This window comes from Pseudoxanthomonas fibrivorans, from assembly GCF_041464125.1.
In the GTDB taxonomy this organism is placed as follows: domain Bacteria; phylum Pseudomonadota; class Gammaproteobacteria; order Xanthomonadales; family Xanthomonadaceae; genus Pseudoxanthomonas.
On the sequence record NZ_JBGNUG010000001.1, the window covers coordinates 555,166 to 573,203 of the forward strand.

Sequence of the window (18,038 nt, forward strand, 5' to 3'; positions counted from 1 at the left end):
GCCGTCCGCTGCGCATGCTGGCCACGCTGCTGCTGCTCGCGGCCACCGCGGCGCTGGCCCAGGACGCGCCGCGCGGTCCGCTCGACCTGAAGCCGGGCGAGTTCCTCTGGCACCCGGAGATCGCGCCGTCCGGGCCGGTGGTGCTGGTGGTCAGCCTCGACGAGCAGCGCGCCTACGTCTACCGCAACGGCATCGCCATCGGCGTGTCGACGATCAGCTCGGGCAAGCCGGGCAAGGACACCCCGACCGGGGTGTTCACCATCCTGCAGAAGAACAAGGACCACCGCTCAAACCTCTACAACAACGCGCCGATGCCCTACATGCAGCGGCTGACCTGGGACGGCATCGCGCTGCACGGCGGCGCGCTGCCGGGCTACCCGGCCTCCCACGGCTGCGTGCGCCTGCCGCACCCGTTCGCCGAGAAGCTGTTCGCGATCACCCGCAACGGCGACACGGTGGTGGTGTCCGACGCGCGCGCCGCGCCGACCACCCTGGTCTATCCGGCGGTGCTGGCGCCGGTGAGCGCCAAGGGCCTGCCGCTGGCGGTGCCGGAGGCCGGCGGTCCGGGTTACAGCTGGGACGACACCGTCGCCCCGGCCGGGCAGGTGGGGATCGTGGTCAGCCTCTCCGACAAGCGGATCTACGTGCTGCGCGCCGGCGTGCCGATCGGCGAGGCGCCGCTGGAGCTGCTCTCCGGGGACCTCGGCTTCGCCGGGACCACGCTGTTCGTGATGGGCGAGGGCGCCAGCGCCAATGCCAGCGTCCTCGACCCGGGGCGCCCGGGCCACCGCTGGACCGCCTACCCGATCCTGCAGGACGCCGGGCCGGGCGCCGGCGGGGCGTCGCTGCCGGCCGGAACCCTGCCGCTCGACCTGCTCGAGCGGCCCAGCCTGCCGGTGCGGCTGCCGCCGGATTTCGGCCGGCGCCTGTACGATGTGCTGGTCCCGGGCACGACCCTGCTGGTCACCGACCTGCCGGCGATGCGCCCGCTGGACGCTGAACAGCAGTCCCAGCCCGTGTTGGAATCGGACGCCGAGGGCCCAGACTCCTGAGTATGGTCTGGGCAGGCGCCGGGCCTGCCTGCCCTTGAACACGTGCGTCGCATGAAACTCCTGTATTCGGCAGCCCGCTGGCTGGCCCTGACTCCGCTGCTGGTGCCGGCGGCCGCCAACCCGGCCTCGAACCGGTCGCTGCTTCCGCCCCCCGCGATTCCGGTGGCGCCGACGCCCGTGGGCGCCGGCGGCCCCGACCTGGCCGGCCTGCTGGCGCGGGCCGCGCCGGCCGCGAGCCAGGACGTGCTGCAGCTGGCGGCGCGGGCGATGTCGTGCGCGTTGCGGCATCCGGAGTTCGGCATCGATCCGCAGCGGCTCGGGATCATCGACTACTCGCGCCCGTCCACCGAGCCGCGGCTGTGGGTCTTCGACCTCGCCCGGCAGAAGCTGCTGTTCGAGGAATGGGTGGCCCACGGCCGCAACAGCGGCGAGAACCTGACCACGCGCTTCTCCAACCGCGACGGCAGCTACATGACCAGCCTGGGCGGCTTCACCGCGCAGGAGACCTACAACGGCGGCAACGGCTACTCGCTGCGGCTGCGCGGGCTGGAGCCGGGCTTCAACGACAAGGCCCGCGACCGCGCCATCGTCATCCACGGGGCGCCGTACGTGAACCCGGCCGCGGCCAAGCTGCAGGGGCGGCTTGGCCGGAGCCTCGGCTGCCCGGCGGTGCGTCCGGCCGTGGCCCGGCAGCTGATCGATTCGATCCGCGGCGGCACCTTCGTCTTCGCCTACTACCCGGACCGTGACTGGCTGCAGCGCTCGCGCCTGCTCAGCGGGGACTGCGGGGGAGCGGCGCACGCCCTGGCGGCGCACGGACCCGCCGGATCTGTCGGGAACGCACACTGAGTCCGGGGTGACGGCAGCCGCCCGGCATGGGCTGGCGGGTGCGCCCGGCGCGATACCACCTGCGGCTCCCGTCCCCCGGCAACGGCCTGCGGCCGCTGCCTTCTTTGCCAGGCCGGCATGGATTTGTGGGTGGGGGTGGGGTGCGATGCCGCCTGCCGCGCCTGTCCTCCGGCAACGGCTTGCGGCCGCTGCCTCCTCCCTTGCCTCGCGTCAGGCGGCACCGCGCCCGATCCTGGCGGGTGGGCGGAACTCCGGCATGCGACGGCAAGGCCGTGACCCGGTCGTATAAGCCGATCTCCCTCTTCCCCTGCGGACGCCGGCGATATCCGGCTGCGCGGACGAACGGAAGACAGGCGAACGCGTTGGTCACCCGGCGATATCAGACCCAGCCGGTCGCGTAGAACACCGCGATGATGAAGAACACCGCCAGGGTCTTGATCACGGTGATGGCGAAGATGTCCTTGTAGGCCTGGCGGTGGGTGAGGCCGGTCACCGCCAGCAGGGTGATCACCGCGCCGTTGTGGGGCAGGGTGTCCATGCCGCCGGAGGCCATCGAGGCCACCCGGTGCAGCACGTCCATCGGGATGGCGTAGGCCTGCGCGTTGGCGATGAAGGTCTCGCCCATCGCCGCCAGGGCGATGCTCAGGCCGCCGGACGCCGAGCCGGTGATGCCGGCCAGCGCGGTGACCGTGACCGCTTGGTTGACCAGCGGGTTGGGGATCGCGCCCAGCGCGTTGGCGACCACCAGGAACCCGGGGAGCGCGGCGATCACCGCGCCGAAGCCGTACTCCGACGCGGTGTTCATCGAGGCCAGCAGGGCGCCGCCGACCGCGTTGCGCGATCCTTCGGCGAAGCTGGCCGCGACCGGCTTCCAGGCCAGCACCAGGATCGAGCCGATGCCGACCAGCAGCGCGCCCTGGACCGCCCAGATCGCCGCGACCTTGGGCACTTCCTGCACCACCGGCACCGCGTTGCCGATCGCCGAGGGGATGAATTCGTGGCTGGGTCCGTAGCCCTGCAGGACCAGGCGGGTGAACACCAGGTTGCTGATGCCCACCAGCAGCAGCGGCAGGATCGCCAGCAGCGGACTGGCCAGGCGTCCGCCCGGGAACGGCGCGGGCTCGTTGAGCAGCGTCGCCGGGTCGCCGTAGCCTTCGCCCGCGCGGTGCGCGGCGCGGCGGCGCCATTCCAGGTAGGCCATGCCGACCACCAGGATGAAGACCCCGCCGATGGTGCCCAGCCACGGTGCCGCCCACGAGGTGGTGCCGAAGAATCCGGTGGGGATGATGTTCTGGATCTGCGGCGTGCCGGGCAGCGCGTCCATGGTGAAGGTGAACGCGCCCAGGGCGATCGTGCCGGGGATCAGCCGCTTGGGGATGTCGTTCTGGCGGAAGAGCTCGGCGGCGAACGGGTAGACCGCGAACACCACCACGAACAGCGACACGCCGCCGTAGGTAAGCAGCGCGCAGACCAGCACGATCGAGAGCATCGCCCGCCCGGCCCCGACCAGGCGGATGGTGGCCGCCACGATCGAGCGGGAAAAGCCGGAGATCTCGATCAGCTTGCCGAACACCGCGCCGAGCAGGAACACGGGGAAGTACAGCTTCAGGAAGCCGACCATCTTCTCCATGAACAGGCCGGTGAACATCGGCGCGACCAGCGAGGGGTCGGTGAACAGCACCGCGCCCATCGCCGCGACCGGGGCGAACAGGATCACGCTGTAGCCGCGGTAGGCGACCACCATCAGGAACGCCAGCGCCGCCAGCACGATCAACAACGACATCGCCCACCCCGTCCGCCTCCCATGGCGGATGCGGCGCAGTATCCGCAGCGGCCGGCGTGCGGCCCACTGTACCAACGGACGATGCCGCGGGCCGGGGCCTTCACGCAGGATGCGCAGCATCGGCGGCACGTGCCCGCCGCCATGTCTGCACTCTGGGAGGAGGGGACCGAATGAAGCGCAAGTATCTGAGCCTGGCGATCGGCTGCGTGCTGGTGGCGCCGGCGTCGTCGGCGTGGTCGCAGGAGCAGGCCGCGGCCGGGCAGGAGGAGGTCAAGGCCACCCAGCTGGACACGGTCACCGTGACCGCGCGCAAGCGCGAGGAAACCCTGCAGGACGTGCCGGTGGCGGTGACCGCGTTCACGCCCGAGGCGCTGGACACGCTGAACATCAAGGACCTCGGCGACCTCGACAGCCAGGTGCCGAACCTGACCATCTACGCCGCGCGCGGCTCGACCAGCACGGTCACCGCCTACATCCGCGGCATCGGCCAGGCCGATCCGCTGTGGGGCGTGGACCCGGGCGTGGGCATCTACCTGGACGACGTCTACATCGCCCGCCCGCAGGGCGCGCTGCTGGACGTGTTCGACGTCGAGCGGATCGAGGTGCTGCGCGGCCCGCAGGGCACGCTGTATGGCAAGAACACCATCGGTGGCGCGATCAAGTACGTCTCGCGCGGCCTGCGCGAGGAGACCGAGGGCTTCGCCTCGCTGACCGTGGGCAACTACAGCCAGCTCGACGCCAAGGCCGGCATCGGCGGCTCGATCGGCGACGGGGTGCTGCGCGGCCGGGTGGCCGTGGCCAGCATGACCCGCGACGGCTTCGGCGAGAACCTGGCCAACGGCCAGCCGGTCAGCGACAAGGAGATCAACGCGGTCCGCGCGCAGTTCGGCGCCTTCGCCAGCGAGGATTTCGACGTGCAGTTCTCGCTGGACTGGATGGACGACCAGTCCGGCGTGCGCGGCGCGAAGATGCTGGCGCCCAACCCGCTGGCGCCGGCGTATCCGCCGCTGGACGACCGCTACGACATCCGCAGCGGCATGGGCAACGTCAACGACACCACGATGAAGGGTGCGTCGATGACGGTGAACTGGCGCCTCAACGAGGACTGGGCGCTGAAGTACGTCGCCGCCAAGCGCGAGTCCGACACCCACACCATGATCGACTTCGACACCACCCCGCTCAAGCTGGTGGACGTCGAGGCCTTCTACAACGACGAGCAGGTCAGCAACGAGCTGCAGGCCAACTTCGATGCCGGCGGCCGCTCGCGCGGCGTGATGGGGCTGTACTGGTTCAACGGCGATGCCGGCGGCCAGGTGCTGAACTACTTCTGGAACCCGGCGCTGCCCACCGCGCTGACCAATCCGCTGTTCGGCGACACCCAGGGCTACGTCAACACCAGCAGTATTGCCGTCTACGCCGACTGGACCTTCGACCTGACCGAGCAGCTGAAGCTGGACGTCGGCGCGCGCTACACCGACGAGGACAAGCACGCCGTCGCCCTCAACCGGTTCTACACCACGCCCCAGTACACCACCGCGTGGGGCACGGCGGCCAACTTCGACAAGACGGTCAACTTCCAGAACTTCTCGCCCAAGGCCTCGCTGGACTACCAGTTCACGCAGGACATCATGGGCTACCTGTCCTTCAGCCGCGGCTTCAAGTCCGGCGGCTACAACATCCGCGCCAACACCACCGCGGTGCCGCGCTCGGGCGAGCCGTTCCAGGACGAGCAGGTCGACAGCTACGAGATCGGCAGCAAGATGTCGTTCCTGGACCAGCGGATGTTCCTGAACCTGGCCTACTTCTACAACCAGTACGAAGACATCCAGCTGTCGGTGTTCACCTCGTACACGTTGCCCAACGGCAGCCAGAGCTTCTTCGGCGACTTCACCAACGCCGGCAAGGGCACCGTGCAGGGCGTGGAGGTGGAATACCAGTTCCTGCCGACCGAGCACTGGCTGATCAGCGGCAACCTGGCCTGGCTGGACGCGAAGTACGACGAGTTCATGAGCGGCGGGGTCAACATCGCCGACACCCAGTACTTCACCAACGCCCCGGAATTCTCCGGCGCGCTCAACGCCGAATGGCGCACCGCGCTGGACAACGGCGGCAACCTGTCCGCGCGGGTGACCTACGCCTACCAGAGCGAGGTGTGGCCGACCACCGACCTGAGCCCGGCGATCAGGCAGGACGGTTACGGCCTGGTCAACGCCGGCGTGATCTGGAACGTCAACGACGCCTGGACCCTGTCGCTGCAGGGCACCAACCTGGCCGACGAGGAGTACCGGACCACCGGCTACAACATCGCCGCGTACGGCGTGCTGACCGGTTTCTACGGTCCGCCGCGCCAGTACAGCCTGATGGCCCGCTACGACTTCTGACCGCGGCGTCCCCTCTCCGCGGGAGGATACGGCGGCGGGCTTCGGCCCGCCGCCGTCGCGTTATGCTGGCCACGGGAATCGCGATGGGGAAGACGGTGCGACCGGACGCTGAGGGGCCATGCTGAGCCTGTGGCTGGTGGCCCTGGCCGGCCTGGCATGGCTGGCGCTGATGTTCGGCACCGCGCTGTACGGCGAGCGCCACCCGGCGCTGTTCGCCGGGCGCTGGCGCCATGTCTACGCGCTGTCGCTGGCGGTGCACTGCACCAGCTGGACGTTCTACGGCACCGTGACCCAGGCCGCGCGCTATGGCTGGCCGCTGCCGCCGACCTTCGTCGGCGCGATCCTGTTCTACGCCGCGGCCATCGCCTTCATGGTCCGCCTGGTGCGGCTGGCCCGGGAAACCAACGCCACCTCGCTCGCCGACCTGATCGCCACCCGGCTCGGCAAGGACGCGTGGCTGGCGGCCACCGTCACCGCGGTCGCCGCGCTCGGCCTGATCCCCTACATCGCCCTGCAGCTGAAGGCGGTGACCATGAGCTTCGCCACGCTGACCCGCAGCGCGGCCGAAGGCGGCCCGTTCTGGCGCGACGGCGCCCTGTACGTGGCCCTGGCGATGGCCCTGTTCGCGATGCTGTTCGGCACCCGCCGCGCCAGCGCGGCCGAGCACAACCGCGGGCTGGTGCTGGCGATGGCGTTCGAGTCGCTGTTCAAGCTGGCGGCGATGCTGGCGCTGGGCGCGTTCGTCTGGTTCGGACTGGATCCGCTGCCGGATGCACGGCTGCCGCCGCCGCCGGCCTCGCCGGCCGGCGGGTTCCTGCCGCTGGTGCTGCTCGGCGGCCTGGCGATGTTCATCCTCCCGCACCAGTTCCACGTCGGCGTGGTCGAGTGCCGCGACGAACGCGACGTGCGTACCGCGCGCTGGCTGTTCCCGTTGTACCTGCTGCTGATCGCCGCGCCGACCCTGCCGCTGGCCCACGCCGGGCGCGCCCTGCTGGGCGACGCGGTGCCTTCGGACATGTATGCGCTGGCCCTGCCGTTCTCTCAGGGACACGAGGGCGTGGCGCTGTTCGCGTTCCTCGGCGGGCTCAGCGCGGCCACCGGCATGGTCGTGGTCAGCACCCTGACCCTGAGCCTGATGATCGGCAACCACTGGTTCGCGCCGGGCCTGCTGCGCGGCGCGTGGTCGCGCGATGGCGGGGGCGACCGCCGCGGCGAGCTGATCCGGCTGCGCCGCGCCGGCATCGCCGCGATCATGCTGCTGGCGTGGGCCTACAGCCGGCTGGTGGCCGGCAGCGAGGCGCTGGCCGACGTCGGCGCGCTGTCGTTCTCGGCGCTGGCCACGCTGGCGCCGGTGCTGGCGTTCGCGGTGTGGCGGCCGCAGACCCCGCCGCGCGCGGCCATCGCCGGCGTGGTCGCCGCATTCGTGACCTGGGCGTGGGTGCTGCTGGCGCCGACCCTGGCCGCGGCCGGCGGCATCGACGCGTACTGGCTCGACGGCGGCCCGCTCGGGCAACGCTGGCTGGCGCCGAACGGGCTGTTCGGCCTGACCGGCTGGAGCCCGCTCGGACGCGCGGTGGGCGCCAGCCTGTTCATGGGCACGCTGGTCACGCTGCTGGCCATGGCGTGGCGGCGCGAGGCGCCGCACCGGGCCAGCCGCAACCTCGACGCCGATGCGCTGCGCGATGCCGGACGCCGCTTCCTGTCGGGCGAGAAGGTGGCCGAGCTGCTGGCCCAGGCCCCGCGCAGCGGCCCGGTGCCGGTGGTGATCGAGGCGCGGGTGGAGCGCGAGCTGTCGGCGGTGCTCGGTTCGGCCTCCGCGCGCCTGCTGCTGGACGCGGCGCGGCGCGAGAGCGGCGACCTGGACACGGTCGCGGCGATCGTCGGCGAGGCCTCGCAGGACCTGCGCTTCAACCAGCAGGTGCTGCAGGCGGCGCTGCAGAACATGAGCCAGGGCATCAGCGTGATCGACCGCGAGCAGCGGCTGGTGGCCTGGAACCGCCGCTACGCGGAACTGTTCGGCTACCCGGACGAACTGCTGCAGGTCGGCCGGCCGATCGCCGAGCTGACGGCGTGGTCGCTGCGGCGCGAGGCGGTGGCGCCGGACGAGCGCCAGGTCGCGCGCGCGGTGGAGCGGCGCCTGGCGTTCATGCGACACGGCAGCCCGCACCTGACGGAGCGGGTGTTCCCGGACGGCAGCATCGTCGAGATCCGCGGCAACCCGATGCCCGGCGGGGGCTTCGTCGCCACCTTCACCGACGTGACCGCGTTCCGCCGGGCCGAGCACGCGCTGATCCGGGCCAACGAGACGCTCGAGCAGCGCGTGGTCGAACGCACCGCGCTGCTGGAAACCGCCAAGCAGGAGGCCGAGCACGCCAACGACGCCAAGAGCCGGTTCCTGGCCGCGATCGGCCACGACCTGCTGCAGCCGCTGCACGCGGCGCAACTGTTCGTCGACTCGCTGTCGCAGCAGCTTTCGGCGCCCCCGGGCGGGAGCGACGCGCAGCCCGCGCAGGCGCCGCCGCCACGCGAAACCCTGCGCCAGCTCGGCGGTGCGCTGGACTCCACCACCGACCTGCTCACCGGGCTGCTCGACATGTCGCGGCTGGAAGCCGGCGGGCTGGTGCCGGCGCCGCGCGCTTTCCCGCTGGACGAGGTGCTGGCGCCGCTGGCCGAGCAGTTCCGGATACTGGCCGGCGAGCGGGGCCTGCGCTTCGGCTACCGGGCCACGACGGCCTGGGTGCACAGCGACCCGCAGCTGCTGCGGCGGGTGCTGCAGAACTTCCTCGCCAACGCGGTGCGCTATACCGCCGAAGGCCACGTCGTGATCGGCGTGCGCCGGCGCGGCGGCCGCGTCCGCATCGAGGTGCACGACACCGGCCCGGGCATCGCCGAGGACGCGCGGGCGGCGATCTTCGAGGAGTTCCGCCGTGGCGACGACGCGCCGGGGCAGGGCCTGGGCCTGGGGCTGTCCATCGCCGACCGCATCGCCGGCCTGCTGCAGGCACCGCTGACGCTGCGCAGCCGGCCGGGCCACGGGTCGGTGTTCGCGGTGGAGGTGGCGCGCGCGTCGCCGCCGGCCACCGCATCGACGGGGTCGACGCCCGCGGGCGCGGGGCTGGCCGGCCGCCGGGTGCTGCTCGTGGACAACGATGCCGACGCGCTGGCGGCGCTGGCCCAGCTGCTGTCGCGCTGGGGCTGCGAGGTGGCCGCCGCCGCCGATGGCGATGGCGCCGCGGCGGCGCTGGCGCGGCAGCCGGCGGACCTGTGGCTGTTCGACTACCACCTCGACCGGGGCGACACCGGCGTGCTGCTGGCCGCGCGCCTGGCCGGCCGTTATGGCGCCGCGCCCTGCCTGGTGCTGTCGGCCGATGCCGGCGAGGCCACGCGCAGCGCGGTGCTCGAGGCCGAACTGGGCCTGCTGGCCAAGCCGGTGCGCCCGCTGGCGTTGAAGTCGGTGCTGGACCGCATGCTCGCGGCCGCGCGCCGCTAGCCGGCGGCACGGCCGGTCGCCGGTAGAATCGCGGTCTTTCCGCGCAGGACCGGCCCATGCCCTACACCCCCATCGTCGCCACGCTCGGCTACGTGCTCTCGCCCGACCGCAGGCGGGTGCTGATGATCCACCGCAACGCGCGGCCCGGGGACCTGCACCTGGGCAAGTACAACGGGCTGGGCGGCAAGATCGAGCGCGACGAGGACGTGGTGGCCTGCATGCGCCGCGAGATCCGCGAGGAGGCCGGCATCGAGTGCGGATCGATGCAGCTGCGCGGCACGATCAGCTGGCCGGGCTTCGGCAAGAACGGCGAGGACTGGCTCGGCTTCGTCTTCGTGATCGACGGCTGGAGCGGCACCCCGCTGGCGTCCAATCCGGAGGGCACGCTGGAATGGGTCGAGGTCGACCGCATCCTCGAGCTGCCGCTGTGGGACGGCGACCGCCAGTTCCTGCCCCTGGTGTTCGACGCCGACCCGCGCGCCTTCCACGGGGTGATGCCGTACCGCGACGGGAAGATGCAGTCCTGGAGCTGGTCGCGACTGTGATCGTTCGATGGCGCGTGTTCCACGGCGCGCGCGCTTGTCCACACCGGGTGTGGAAAGCGGATGGAAAAGCGTGTGGATAACCGCGCCGGCGGCTTGCGCGGCAAGGCTGTCAAGATGGGTGGCGGTTTTTTCACCAGGGGCGCCCGGCCCGGTCACGCGTTTTCCACACCCCGTGTGGATGGTTTGCGGACAATCGTGTGGATAACCTCCGCCGCGCCTTGCAGGGCGGGCGCGTCAAGAGGGTTGGCGGAAAAATGACCAGCGGTCGCGGCGCCTGCGCGGCCCGCGCGCGGTTCCACGCGCCGCGCTCAGGCCTCGATCTGCCGGCTCGGGTCGCTGAGCTCCAGCTCGCGCAGGACCACGCCGGCCTGGGTCCGGTTGCGCACGCCCAGCCGCTCGAAGATCGCCGACAGGTGCGCCTTGACCGTGCGTTCCTGCACGTCCAGCCGGTCGGCGATCTGCTTGTTGAGCAGGCCCTGGGCGACCAGGCTGAGCACGCGGAACTGCTGTGGCGACAGGCTGGCCAGGCGGGCGGCCAGCTCGGTGTCCTGGTGCGAGGACTGCGCGCGCGACACCGCGGCGCGCAGCGAAGCCGGCAGCCACTGCTCGCAGGCCAGCACGCTGCGGATCGCCTCGCGCAGTTCGTCCAGTCCCGAGCTCTTGGGCAGGTAGCCGGCGGCGCCATGGTCGAGCGCGCGGCGGACCACGCGCGGGTCGTCGTTGGCCGAGACCACCACCACCGCCACCGCCGGGTACTGCGCGCGGATCGCGGCCAGGCCGGCCAGGCCATGGTTGCCGGGCATGTGCAGGTCGAGCAGGACCAGGTCGATGTCGGCGCGCGATTCGAGCGCGGCCAGCACGCCGTCCAGCGATTCGGCCTCCAGTACCTGCAGCTGGGCCACGGCGTCGGCGGCCGCGCCGCGCAGGGCCGCGCGGAACAGCGGATGGTCGTCGGCGATCAGCAGGGTCGGCATCGTCGGGGCAGGGCGGCTACTGCACCGTCCAGCCGCCGTCCAGCACCAGGGTCTGGCCGGTCATGTTGCGCGCGGCCGGCGAGATGAGGAACGCGGTGGTGCCGGCCAGTTCGTCCATCCCGATGAACACGCCCTTGGGCATCGGCTTGAGCATGACCTGGCTGACCACGTCGGCTTCGGAGATGCCGCGGGTGCGGGCCTGGTCGGCGATCTGGCGGTCCACCAGCGGCGTCTTCACGTAGCTGGGGCAGACCGTGTTGATGGTGATGTCGGTGTCGGCCGTCTCCAGCGCGATCACCTTGGAGAAGCCGACCAGGCCGTGCTTGGCCGCCACGTAGGCGCTCTTGTACGGGCTGGCGACCAGGGCGTGGATGCTGCCGATGTTGACGATCCGGCCGAAGCCGCGCTCGCGCATCCCCGGCAGCACCGCGCGGGTCAGGCGGGCCACGCCGACCAGCATCACCTGGACCAGGAAATCCCACTTCGCCACCGGGAATTCCTCCAGCGGCGAGACGTGCTGGAGGCCGGCGTTGTTGACCAGCACGTCCACCGGGCGGGAGATCGAAGCCAGGGCCGCGGCGACGCTGTCGTCGGAGGTCACGTCCAGGGCTACGGCTTCGGCCGAGCCGCCCTGGCCGCGGATGCCCGCCGCCACCGCCTCGGCGCCGTCCAGGCCCAGGTCGCTGACGATGACGTGGTGGCCGGCGGCGGCCAGGGCGTGGGCGATGCCGGCGCCGATGCCGCTGGCCGCGCCGGTGATGAGGATGCTGCGCATGGGGACGTCCGGATGGGCGGGGGTGTGGCGTTCGCCGCGGCCAGCTTAGCAAGCGCGGCCCGCACCGGCTTGGTACCAAAGTACGATGACGCGCGCGGCCGGCGCCGGTAGCGTGCCAGCATCCCTCATGCCGGCCCCCGCCATGCGCCATCCCGTCGCACCACGCCTGATGCTCCCGCTGCTGGTCCTCGGCTCCGGCCTCCTGGCCGCCTGCGGCAGCGCCTCCAAACGCGACGCCCGCGACGCCGGAACCGCCATGATCGAACCGCAGCGCGTCACCGAACACCGTGGCAGCGACGACCTGCTCACCGCCGGCCTCGGCCTGGATGGCCTGCGCGCGATGGCACCACCGGCCTTCGCCGATGCGGCCAACCCGACCGCGGCCGAGCTGCGCCGGCGTGCGATCTGGAGCAACTGGCGCGGCATCGCCGACCTGTCGCCGGGTGGCGGCTACGGGACGGTCTACGGCAGCGTCGCCGCGGTGCCGGGGCGCGAGTACTCCGCCCTGGCGACGGTGCCCGGCGCCAAACAGCCGCATCGCGTGCTGGTGCAGGTGCCCGATGCCTTCGACCAGCAGCGGCGCTGCGTGGTGGTCGCGCCCGCCTCGGGATCGCGCGGGGTGTACGGTGCGATCACGGTGGCCGGCCCGTGGGCGCTGCCGAAGGGGTGCGCGGTCGCCTATACCGACAAGGGCGCGGGCAGCGACTACGTGGATCTCGATGCCGGCGTCGGCGTGCGCCTGGACGGCACCCCGGGCCGGATCGGCGAAGCCACCGACCTGGCGTTCGCACCCGGGATCCCCGCCGGCGCCAGCGGCGTGGCGACCAAGCACGCCCATTCCGGGGACAACCCTGAAGCCGACTGGGGCCGGCACGTGAAGCAGGCGGCGGAATTCGCGCTGTCCGCGCTCGGCCGCGCCTTCCCGCAGTCGGCGCCGTTCACCTTCGACAATACCCGGGTGCTCGCGGTCGGCATCTCCAACGGCGGCGGCGCGGTGCTGCGCGCGGCCGAACTGGACGGCGACTGGCTCGATGCGGTCGTCGCCGGCGAGCCGAACGTGTTCGTCGACGGCCATGGCGGCCGCCCGCTGTACGACTTCGGCACCGAGGCCGCGCTGCTGATGCCGTGCGCGCTCCTGCACCTTGCCGCCGACCGCCTCCCGCAACCGCCGTTGCGTGCCCAGGTCGAGCCGATGTGGGCGGCGCGCTGCGCCACGCTGCAGGCGGCGGGCATCACCGCGGGCGCGGACACCGCCGCGCAGGCGCGCTCGGCCTACGAACGGATGCGCGCCACCGGCTGGACCGACGAGGCACTGCAGGCCGGCGCGCTGAGCGTGGGCTTCGACCTGTGGCGCTCGGTGGCGGTGACCTACGCCTCGGCCTACGGCCGTTACGGCATCGGCGCGCATCCCTGCGGCTTCGCGTTTTCGGCGCAGAACCCGGATTTCAGCCCGCGCGCGGCGACCGGCGCCGAGCGCGGCACGTGGTGGCCGGACGCGGCCGGCATCCCGCCGGGCAATGGCGTCGGCATCGTCGATCCGCGGCTGGCGCCGCCGGACCTCACGCTCGCGGGCCTGCGCTGCCTGCGCGACCTGTACGCGGAGAAGGGCGAGGCCGCCGACCGCGTGCGCGCCGGCATCGCGGCGACCCAGGCGGGGATGCCCCGTGCCGGCCTGCCGGTGCTGGTGCTGCACGGCACCGACGACGGCCTGGTGCCCCCGGTGTTCACCAGCGCTCCCTACGTGGCCGCGGCGCGCGAAGCCGGACTCGGGCAGGTGCGTTACTGGCAGGTACGCAATGGCGAGCACTTCGACGCCTTCCTCGCCCTGCCGGCCTATGGCGCGCGCTATGCGCCGATGCTGCCGTACGTGTATGCCGCGCTGGATCGGGTGACGGCCCACCTCGACGGGCAGGGGACGCTGCCCGCCGATGCGCTGATCGAGGCACGGGGCCGCGGCGCCGGCGCGGTCGAGCCCGCGCAGCTGCCGATGCCGGACTGAGGGAGCCGGGGCGGCCACCGGAACGGGCCCGCGGCCGCATCGCCCGACGCGCGGGGAGGTCGATGCGTGGCCTGCGACGTCGCACGGCCGGGATCGGGACGCCGCCCACACCGGTTGCGACTCCCCGGTGGTCGACGTGGGGGAACGCACCCGGGGCGCCGTGTGCTGCACGCCCTCCGTGGCGCGCACCCGAGGGCCTGGAGCGGGTGGCCGGCGACCGCGCCCACTCCGCCTCCACGCCGGCGCTGGGTATCCTGTCGGCGACCCCCGACGCGGACGCCCGCATGACCCGCCACTTCTCGATGCTGCGCGACTTCCAGCTGGCCGACTGGTTCACCCTGGCCAACGCGTTCTGCGGCACCGGCGCGGTGTTCGCGGCGATGCGCTTCCTGCACGAAGGCCGCACCTCCGACCTGCTGCTGGGCATGGCCCTGATCCCGCTGGCCTTCATTTTCGATGCGCTCGACGGCCGCATCGCCCGCTGGCGCAAGTCGTCCTCGACCCTGGGCCGCGAACTGGATTCGCTGGCCGACGTGATCTCCTTCGGCGTGGCCCCCGCCGCGCTGGCCTACGCCTGCGGCATGCAGGGCGGCTGGGACTGGCTGGTGCTCTCGTACTTCGTCGGTTGCGGGGTCAGCCGCCTGGCGCGCTACAACGTCACCGCCGAGGCGCTGTCCGAGGGCGAGGACAAGGTGAAGTACTTCGAAGGCACGCCGATCCCGACCAGCCTGGCGCTGGTGGTGGTCCTGGCCGTGGCCGCCTCGCTGGGCCGGATCGGCGAGGACCTGTGGTGGGGCTACTGGCAGCTGGGCCCGTGGCGGCTGCATCCGCTGGTGCTGCTGTTCGCCCTGTCCGGGTCGCTGATGATCAGCAAGACCCTGCGCATCCCCAAGCCCTGAGGTGGTCGCCCCGCGGTGCGGGGGTGTCATGGGCCGCTGCTAGAATCGGGGTGCACCGGAGGATCCATGGCCAACGCACCGTTCGGACATCTTGGCGGCGACTTCGAGTCGCTGGCGCGGCAGTACTGGAACACCTGGAACGAACTGCTCGGCCGCGGCGGGATGCCCGACGCCTGGAGCCTCGCCGGCGCCATGCCGCCCGGCCTCGGCGGGATGGGCCTGGGCAGCTACGACTGGTACCAGCGCATGCAGCGCCTGGCCGCCGATTTCAGTGGTGGCGGCAGCGCGGCCGACGTCGCCTCCGCCTGGCGCGACATGCTCGGCGGGCAGGGGGCCGATCCGTTCGCCGGCATGCTGCGCTCGATGCAGGGCGGCCTGGCGGGTGGCGACTGGCTGGAGCAGATGAGGCCGCTGCTGGACATGCTGCTCAAGCCGGTGCGCCAGCAGAGCGCCGAATGGCTGCAGCGCCCGGCGTTCGGCCCGGCTCGCGAGCACCAGGAGCGGCTGCAGGCGCTGGCCCTGGCCTGGCAGCAGTGGGAGGAAAGCAACGAAGCCTTCAACGCGCAGCTGGCGCAGGCGGGGCAGTCGGCGTTCGCACGCTTCGAGCGGCTGCTGGCCGAGCACGATGCACCTGGCAAGCGGCTGGAATCGGCGCGCGCGCTGTTCGACCTGTGGATCGACGCGGCCGAGGAGGCCTGGGCGGAGATCGCCCTGTCCACCGAGTACCGGCATGCCTATGCCGAAATGACCAACGCGCTGATGCGCCTGCGCCTGCGCCTGCAGCACGAGGTGGAGCAGTTCGGCGCGCTGCTGGGCCTGCCCGGTCGCAGCGAGCTGGATGCGTTGCACCGCAAGGTCGCCGAGCTCGACCGCGCGCTGCACGCCGCGCGCCGCGGCACGGTGGCGCCCCGCGCCACGCCGGCCGCGCGCAAGGGCGCCGGAGCGCGCGCGGCTACGCATGTGCGTGCCGCGGCTGCCGATGCGAAGGACGCTGCGATGCCGAAGGCCGCCGCGGCCGCGCCACGGGCGGCCGGCCGCAAGCAGGCGGTGACCGGGTCGCGCGCAGCGGCATCGCATGCGACGCCCGCGTCCCGGGCGGCTCCGGCGGCGACAGCGGGCAAGGCTGCCACGGCATCGAAGGGCGTCCCGAAAAAGGCGGGACCGAAGCCGCCTGCCGCGAAGCCCGCCGCGGCCCGGCGCACGCCGACGCCTGCGGTGGCCGCGAAGCCGCCGACGGCGAAGGCGGCGAAGGCGGCGAAGACAGTGCCCGCCGCAGCCAGCGCGCCGGCGCCGGCCGCACGACGTGCAGCTGGCCGTGCCACGGCCCAGCAGGGACCGCGGGCCTCCGCGTCCGCCGTGCGCAAGCCGCGCGCGGCCGGCAGCGGCACGTCCACCAGGGCCACGGCGGCGACCGCCCCGTCGCCGGCGACCAAGGTCGTGTCGATGAAGGACTGGGTCAGCCGAAACATCGCCGCCGGCGCGCCCGGAAAGGACGGGCCTGGCGGCAAGCGCAAGGGACGTAGCCGATGAGCACCGAACCGGTCGGACCGCTGCAGTTCAACCCGCTGGACCTGGCACAGGAAGCCTGGGATTTCCAGAAGCACCTCGCCGACGGCACCCGCGTGCTGGGCGAGGTGGAGGACGTCAGCTATGGCGCGACCGCGCGCGAGGAAGTGTGGCGCGACGGCAAGACCGTGCTCTACCGCTTCGTCGGTGCGGACGCCCGGCCGGCGAAGGGGCCGCCGCTGCTGATCGTCTACGCGCTGGTCAACCGGCCGTACATGGTCGACCTGCAGCACGACCGCTCGCTGGTGAAGGGCCTGCTCGCGCTGGGCCTGGACGTGTACGTGATCGACTGGGGTTACCCGGACCGCTCCGACCGCTACCTGACCCTGGACGACTACATCAACCGCTACATCGATGGTGCGGTGGACTACCTGGTCGACGCCAGCGGCGGCCCGGTGAACCTGCTCGGCGTGTGCCAGGGCGGTTCGTTTTCGCTGTGCTATTCGTCGCTGCATCCGGAGAAGGTGCGCAACCTGGTGACCATGGTCACCCCGGTCGATTTCCAGACCCCGGACAACATGCTGTCCAGCTGGGTGCGCGAGCTGGACGTGGACCTCTTCGTCGACGCGCTGGGCAACGTCCCGGCCGACCTGATGAACGCCAGCTACCTGATGCTCAAGCCGTTCCGGCTGAACCTGCAGAAGTACGTCGGCCTGGTCGACACACTCGACAACCCGAAGGCGGTCGAGGACTTCCTGCGCATGGAGAAGTGGATCTTCGACTCGCCCGACCAGGCCGGCGAGGCCTTCCGCGACTTCATCAAGCAGTTCTACCAGGGCAACGCCTTCGTCAACCGCAGCGCGACCATCGGCGGGCAAAAGGTCGACCTCGGCTTCGTCGACATGCCGGTCCTGAACATCTACGCCGAACAGGACCACCTGGTGCCGCCCGACGCGTCGCGCGCGCTGGCCGGCCTGGTCGGCAGCGACGACTACACCGAGCTGGGCTTCAAGGGCGGGCACATCGGCATCTACGTGTCGAGCCGGGCGCAACGCGAGGTCCCCGCGGCCATCCACCGCTGGCTCGCGGCGCGCAAGGGCGCCTGAGGTGCGGCGGCCGCCGCCGCGAACCGCCGGCATCCGTTCGCGTGCCGCGGCCGCGGCGTGCCTGTTGCTGGCCAGCGCCGCGCCGGCGCTGGCGCAGCCATCCGCCGGACAGGCGCTGGCCGAGGCCGAGATCGAAGCACTGATCGCGGGCCTGGGCGACTCGGGCTGCCGCTTCCAGCGCAATGGACGCTGGCACGGCGCGGCGGAAGCGCAGGCGCACCTGCGGCGCAAGTACGAATGGGGGCGCAGGGGCGGCGAGGCGGGGAGCGCGGAAGCCTTCATCGACCGTGCGGCCAGTCGCAGCAGCGTGACCGGGCGCGCCTACCGCGTGTCCTGCACCGGCCAGCCGGAAGCCGATGCCGCCGAATGGTTCCGCGCAAGGCTCGCCGACCTGCGCGCGTCGACGCCGGCGCGCTAGACTGGCTGCGCCAGCCCGACGGAGCCAGCGCATGAACGTGAGCAATGCCAGTCCCGGCCTGTCCCGTTCCCTCAACGACCGGATGATCGCCGGCGTGATCGGCGGCATCGCGCATCGCTACGGGTGGAGCTCGACCTGGTTGCGGATCATTTACGTGGTGCTTTCGCTGGTGTCGGCCGCCTTTCCCGGCATCCTGGTCTATCTCGTGCTGTGGCTGCTGATCCCGAACGAAGCCGATTGAGCCGGACCGCAATGGCCCGC

At 72.1% G+C, this 18,038-nt stretch carries 14 protein-coding genes; 11 read left to right on the forward strand and 3 right to left on the reverse strand.

Translation table 11 applies throughout. The features are described 5' to 3' along the window. Positions 1–14 precede the first annotated feature (14 nt). Both ACA089_RS02670 and ACA089_RS02675 read left to right on the forward strand, forming a co-directional pair. Positions 15–1,052, forward strand: a complete 1,038-nt coding sequence (locus ACA089_RS02670) for a L,D-transpeptidase (protein ID WP_372017617.1) — start codon at positions 15–17, stop codon at positions 1,050–1,052. Positions 1,053–1,103: 51 nt separating this feature from the next. Then, positions 1,104–1,901 (forward strand): murein L,D-transpeptidase catalytic domain family protein, encoded by a 798-nt coding sequence (locus ACA089_RS02675; RefSeq protein ID WP_372013136.1) that lies wholly within the window; start codon positions 1,104–1,106, stop codon positions 1,899–1,901. 379 nt (positions 1,902–2,280) lie between these two features. On the opposite strand, the gene ACA089_RS02680 is transcribed toward ACA089_RS02675, so the two are convergent. Beyond that, on the reverse strand, positions 2,281–3,684 hold the full coding sequence (locus tag ACA089_RS02680) for a GntP family permease (protein ID WP_372013138.1): 1,404 nt from the start codon (positions 3,682–3,684) through the stop codon (positions 2,281–2,283). Between the two features lie 170 nt (positions 3,685–3,854). Here ACA089_RS02680 and ACA089_RS02685 point away from each other — a divergent pair, with 170 nt between their 5' ends. The 3 genes from ACA089_RS02685 (at position 3,855) to ACA089_RS02695 (ending at position 10,100) form a co-directional block, all read left to right on the forward strand. Further along, positions 3,855–6,065: a TonB-dependent receptor gene (locus ACA089_RS02685; protein ID WP_372013140.1), complete on the forward strand. Its 2,211-nt coding sequence runs from the start codon at positions 3,855–3,857 to the stop codon at positions 6,063–6,065. A gap of 118 nt (positions 6,066–6,183) precedes the next feature. Further along, positions 6,184–9,555, forward strand: coding sequence for a PAS-domain containing protein (locus tag ACA089_RS02690; protein WP_372013141.1), 3,372 nt, complete (start codon positions 6,184–6,186; stop codon positions 9,553–9,555). Positions 9,556–9,611: 56 nt separating this feature from the next. Continuing rightward, complete coding sequence (locus tag ACA089_RS02695; RefSeq protein ID WP_372013143.1) at positions 9,612–10,100, forward strand: NUDIX hydrolase; 489 nt, start codon at positions 9,612–9,614, stop codon at positions 10,098–10,100. Between the two features lie 308 nt (positions 10,101–10,408). Here ACA089_RS02695 and ACA089_RS02700 read toward each other — a convergent pair whose 3' ends face one another. Then, a complete protein-coding gene (locus tag ACA089_RS02700) occupies positions 10,409–11,074 on the reverse strand; it encodes a response regulator (RefSeq protein ID WP_372013144.1) in 666 nt (221 codons plus the stop codon). A gap of 16 nt (positions 11,075–11,090) precedes the next feature. After that, positions 11,091–11,849, reverse strand: a complete 759-nt coding sequence (locus ACA089_RS02705) for a 3-hydroxybutyrate dehydrogenase (protein ID WP_372013146.1) — start codon at positions 11,847–11,849, stop codon at positions 11,091–11,093. A gap of 142 nt (positions 11,850–11,991) precedes the next feature. Between ACA089_RS02705 and ACA089_RS02710 the strand changes: the two genes are divergently transcribed. The 6 genes from ACA089_RS02710 (at position 11,992) to ACA089_RS02735 (ending at position 18,018) form a co-directional block, all read left to right on the forward strand. Further along, positions 11,992–13,848 (forward strand): 3-hydroxybutyrate oligomer hydrolase family protein, encoded by a 1,857-nt coding sequence (locus ACA089_RS02710; RefSeq protein WP_372013148.1) that lies wholly within the window; start codon positions 11,992–11,994, stop codon positions 13,846–13,848. A gap of 284 nt (positions 13,849–14,132) precedes the next feature. Further along, positions 14,133–14,747 carry a CDP-alcohol phosphatidyltransferase family protein gene (locus ACA089_RS02715; protein ID WP_372013150.1) on the forward strand — a complete coding sequence of 205 codons (615 nt, stop codon included), beginning with the start codon at positions 14,133–14,135 and terminating at the stop codon, positions 14,745–14,747. A 66-nt stretch (positions 14,748–14,813) separates the two neighbouring features. Beyond that, positions 14,814–16,277 carry a poly(R)-hydroxyalkanoic acid synthase subunit PhaE gene (locus ACA089_RS02720; RefSeq protein ID WP_372013152.1) on the forward strand — a complete coding sequence of 488 codons (1,464 nt, stop codon included), beginning with the start codon at positions 14,814–14,816 and terminating at the stop codon, positions 16,275–16,277. Further along, positions 16,274–17,359: a class III poly(R)-hydroxyalkanoic acid synthase subunit PhaC gene (locus ACA089_RS02725; protein ID WP_372013154.1), complete on the forward strand. Its 1,086-nt coding sequence runs from the start codon at positions 16,274–16,276 to the stop codon at positions 17,357–17,359. The genes ACA089_RS02720 and ACA089_RS02725 overlap by 4 nt, the downstream gene beginning before the upstream one ends. Before the next feature lie 64 nt (positions 17,360–17,423). After that, positions 17,424–17,777 (forward strand): DUF5329 family protein, encoded by a 354-nt coding sequence (locus tag ACA089_RS02730; protein ID WP_372013156.1) that lies wholly within the window; start codon positions 17,424–17,426, stop codon positions 17,775–17,777. A gap of 31 nt (positions 17,778–17,808) precedes the next feature. Beyond that, on the forward strand, positions 17,809–18,018 hold the full coding sequence (locus ACA089_RS02735; RefSeq protein ID WP_372013158.1) for a PspC domain-containing protein: 210 nt from the start codon (positions 17,809–17,811) through the stop codon (positions 18,016–18,018). Positions 18,019–18,038: the final 20 nt, after the last annotated feature.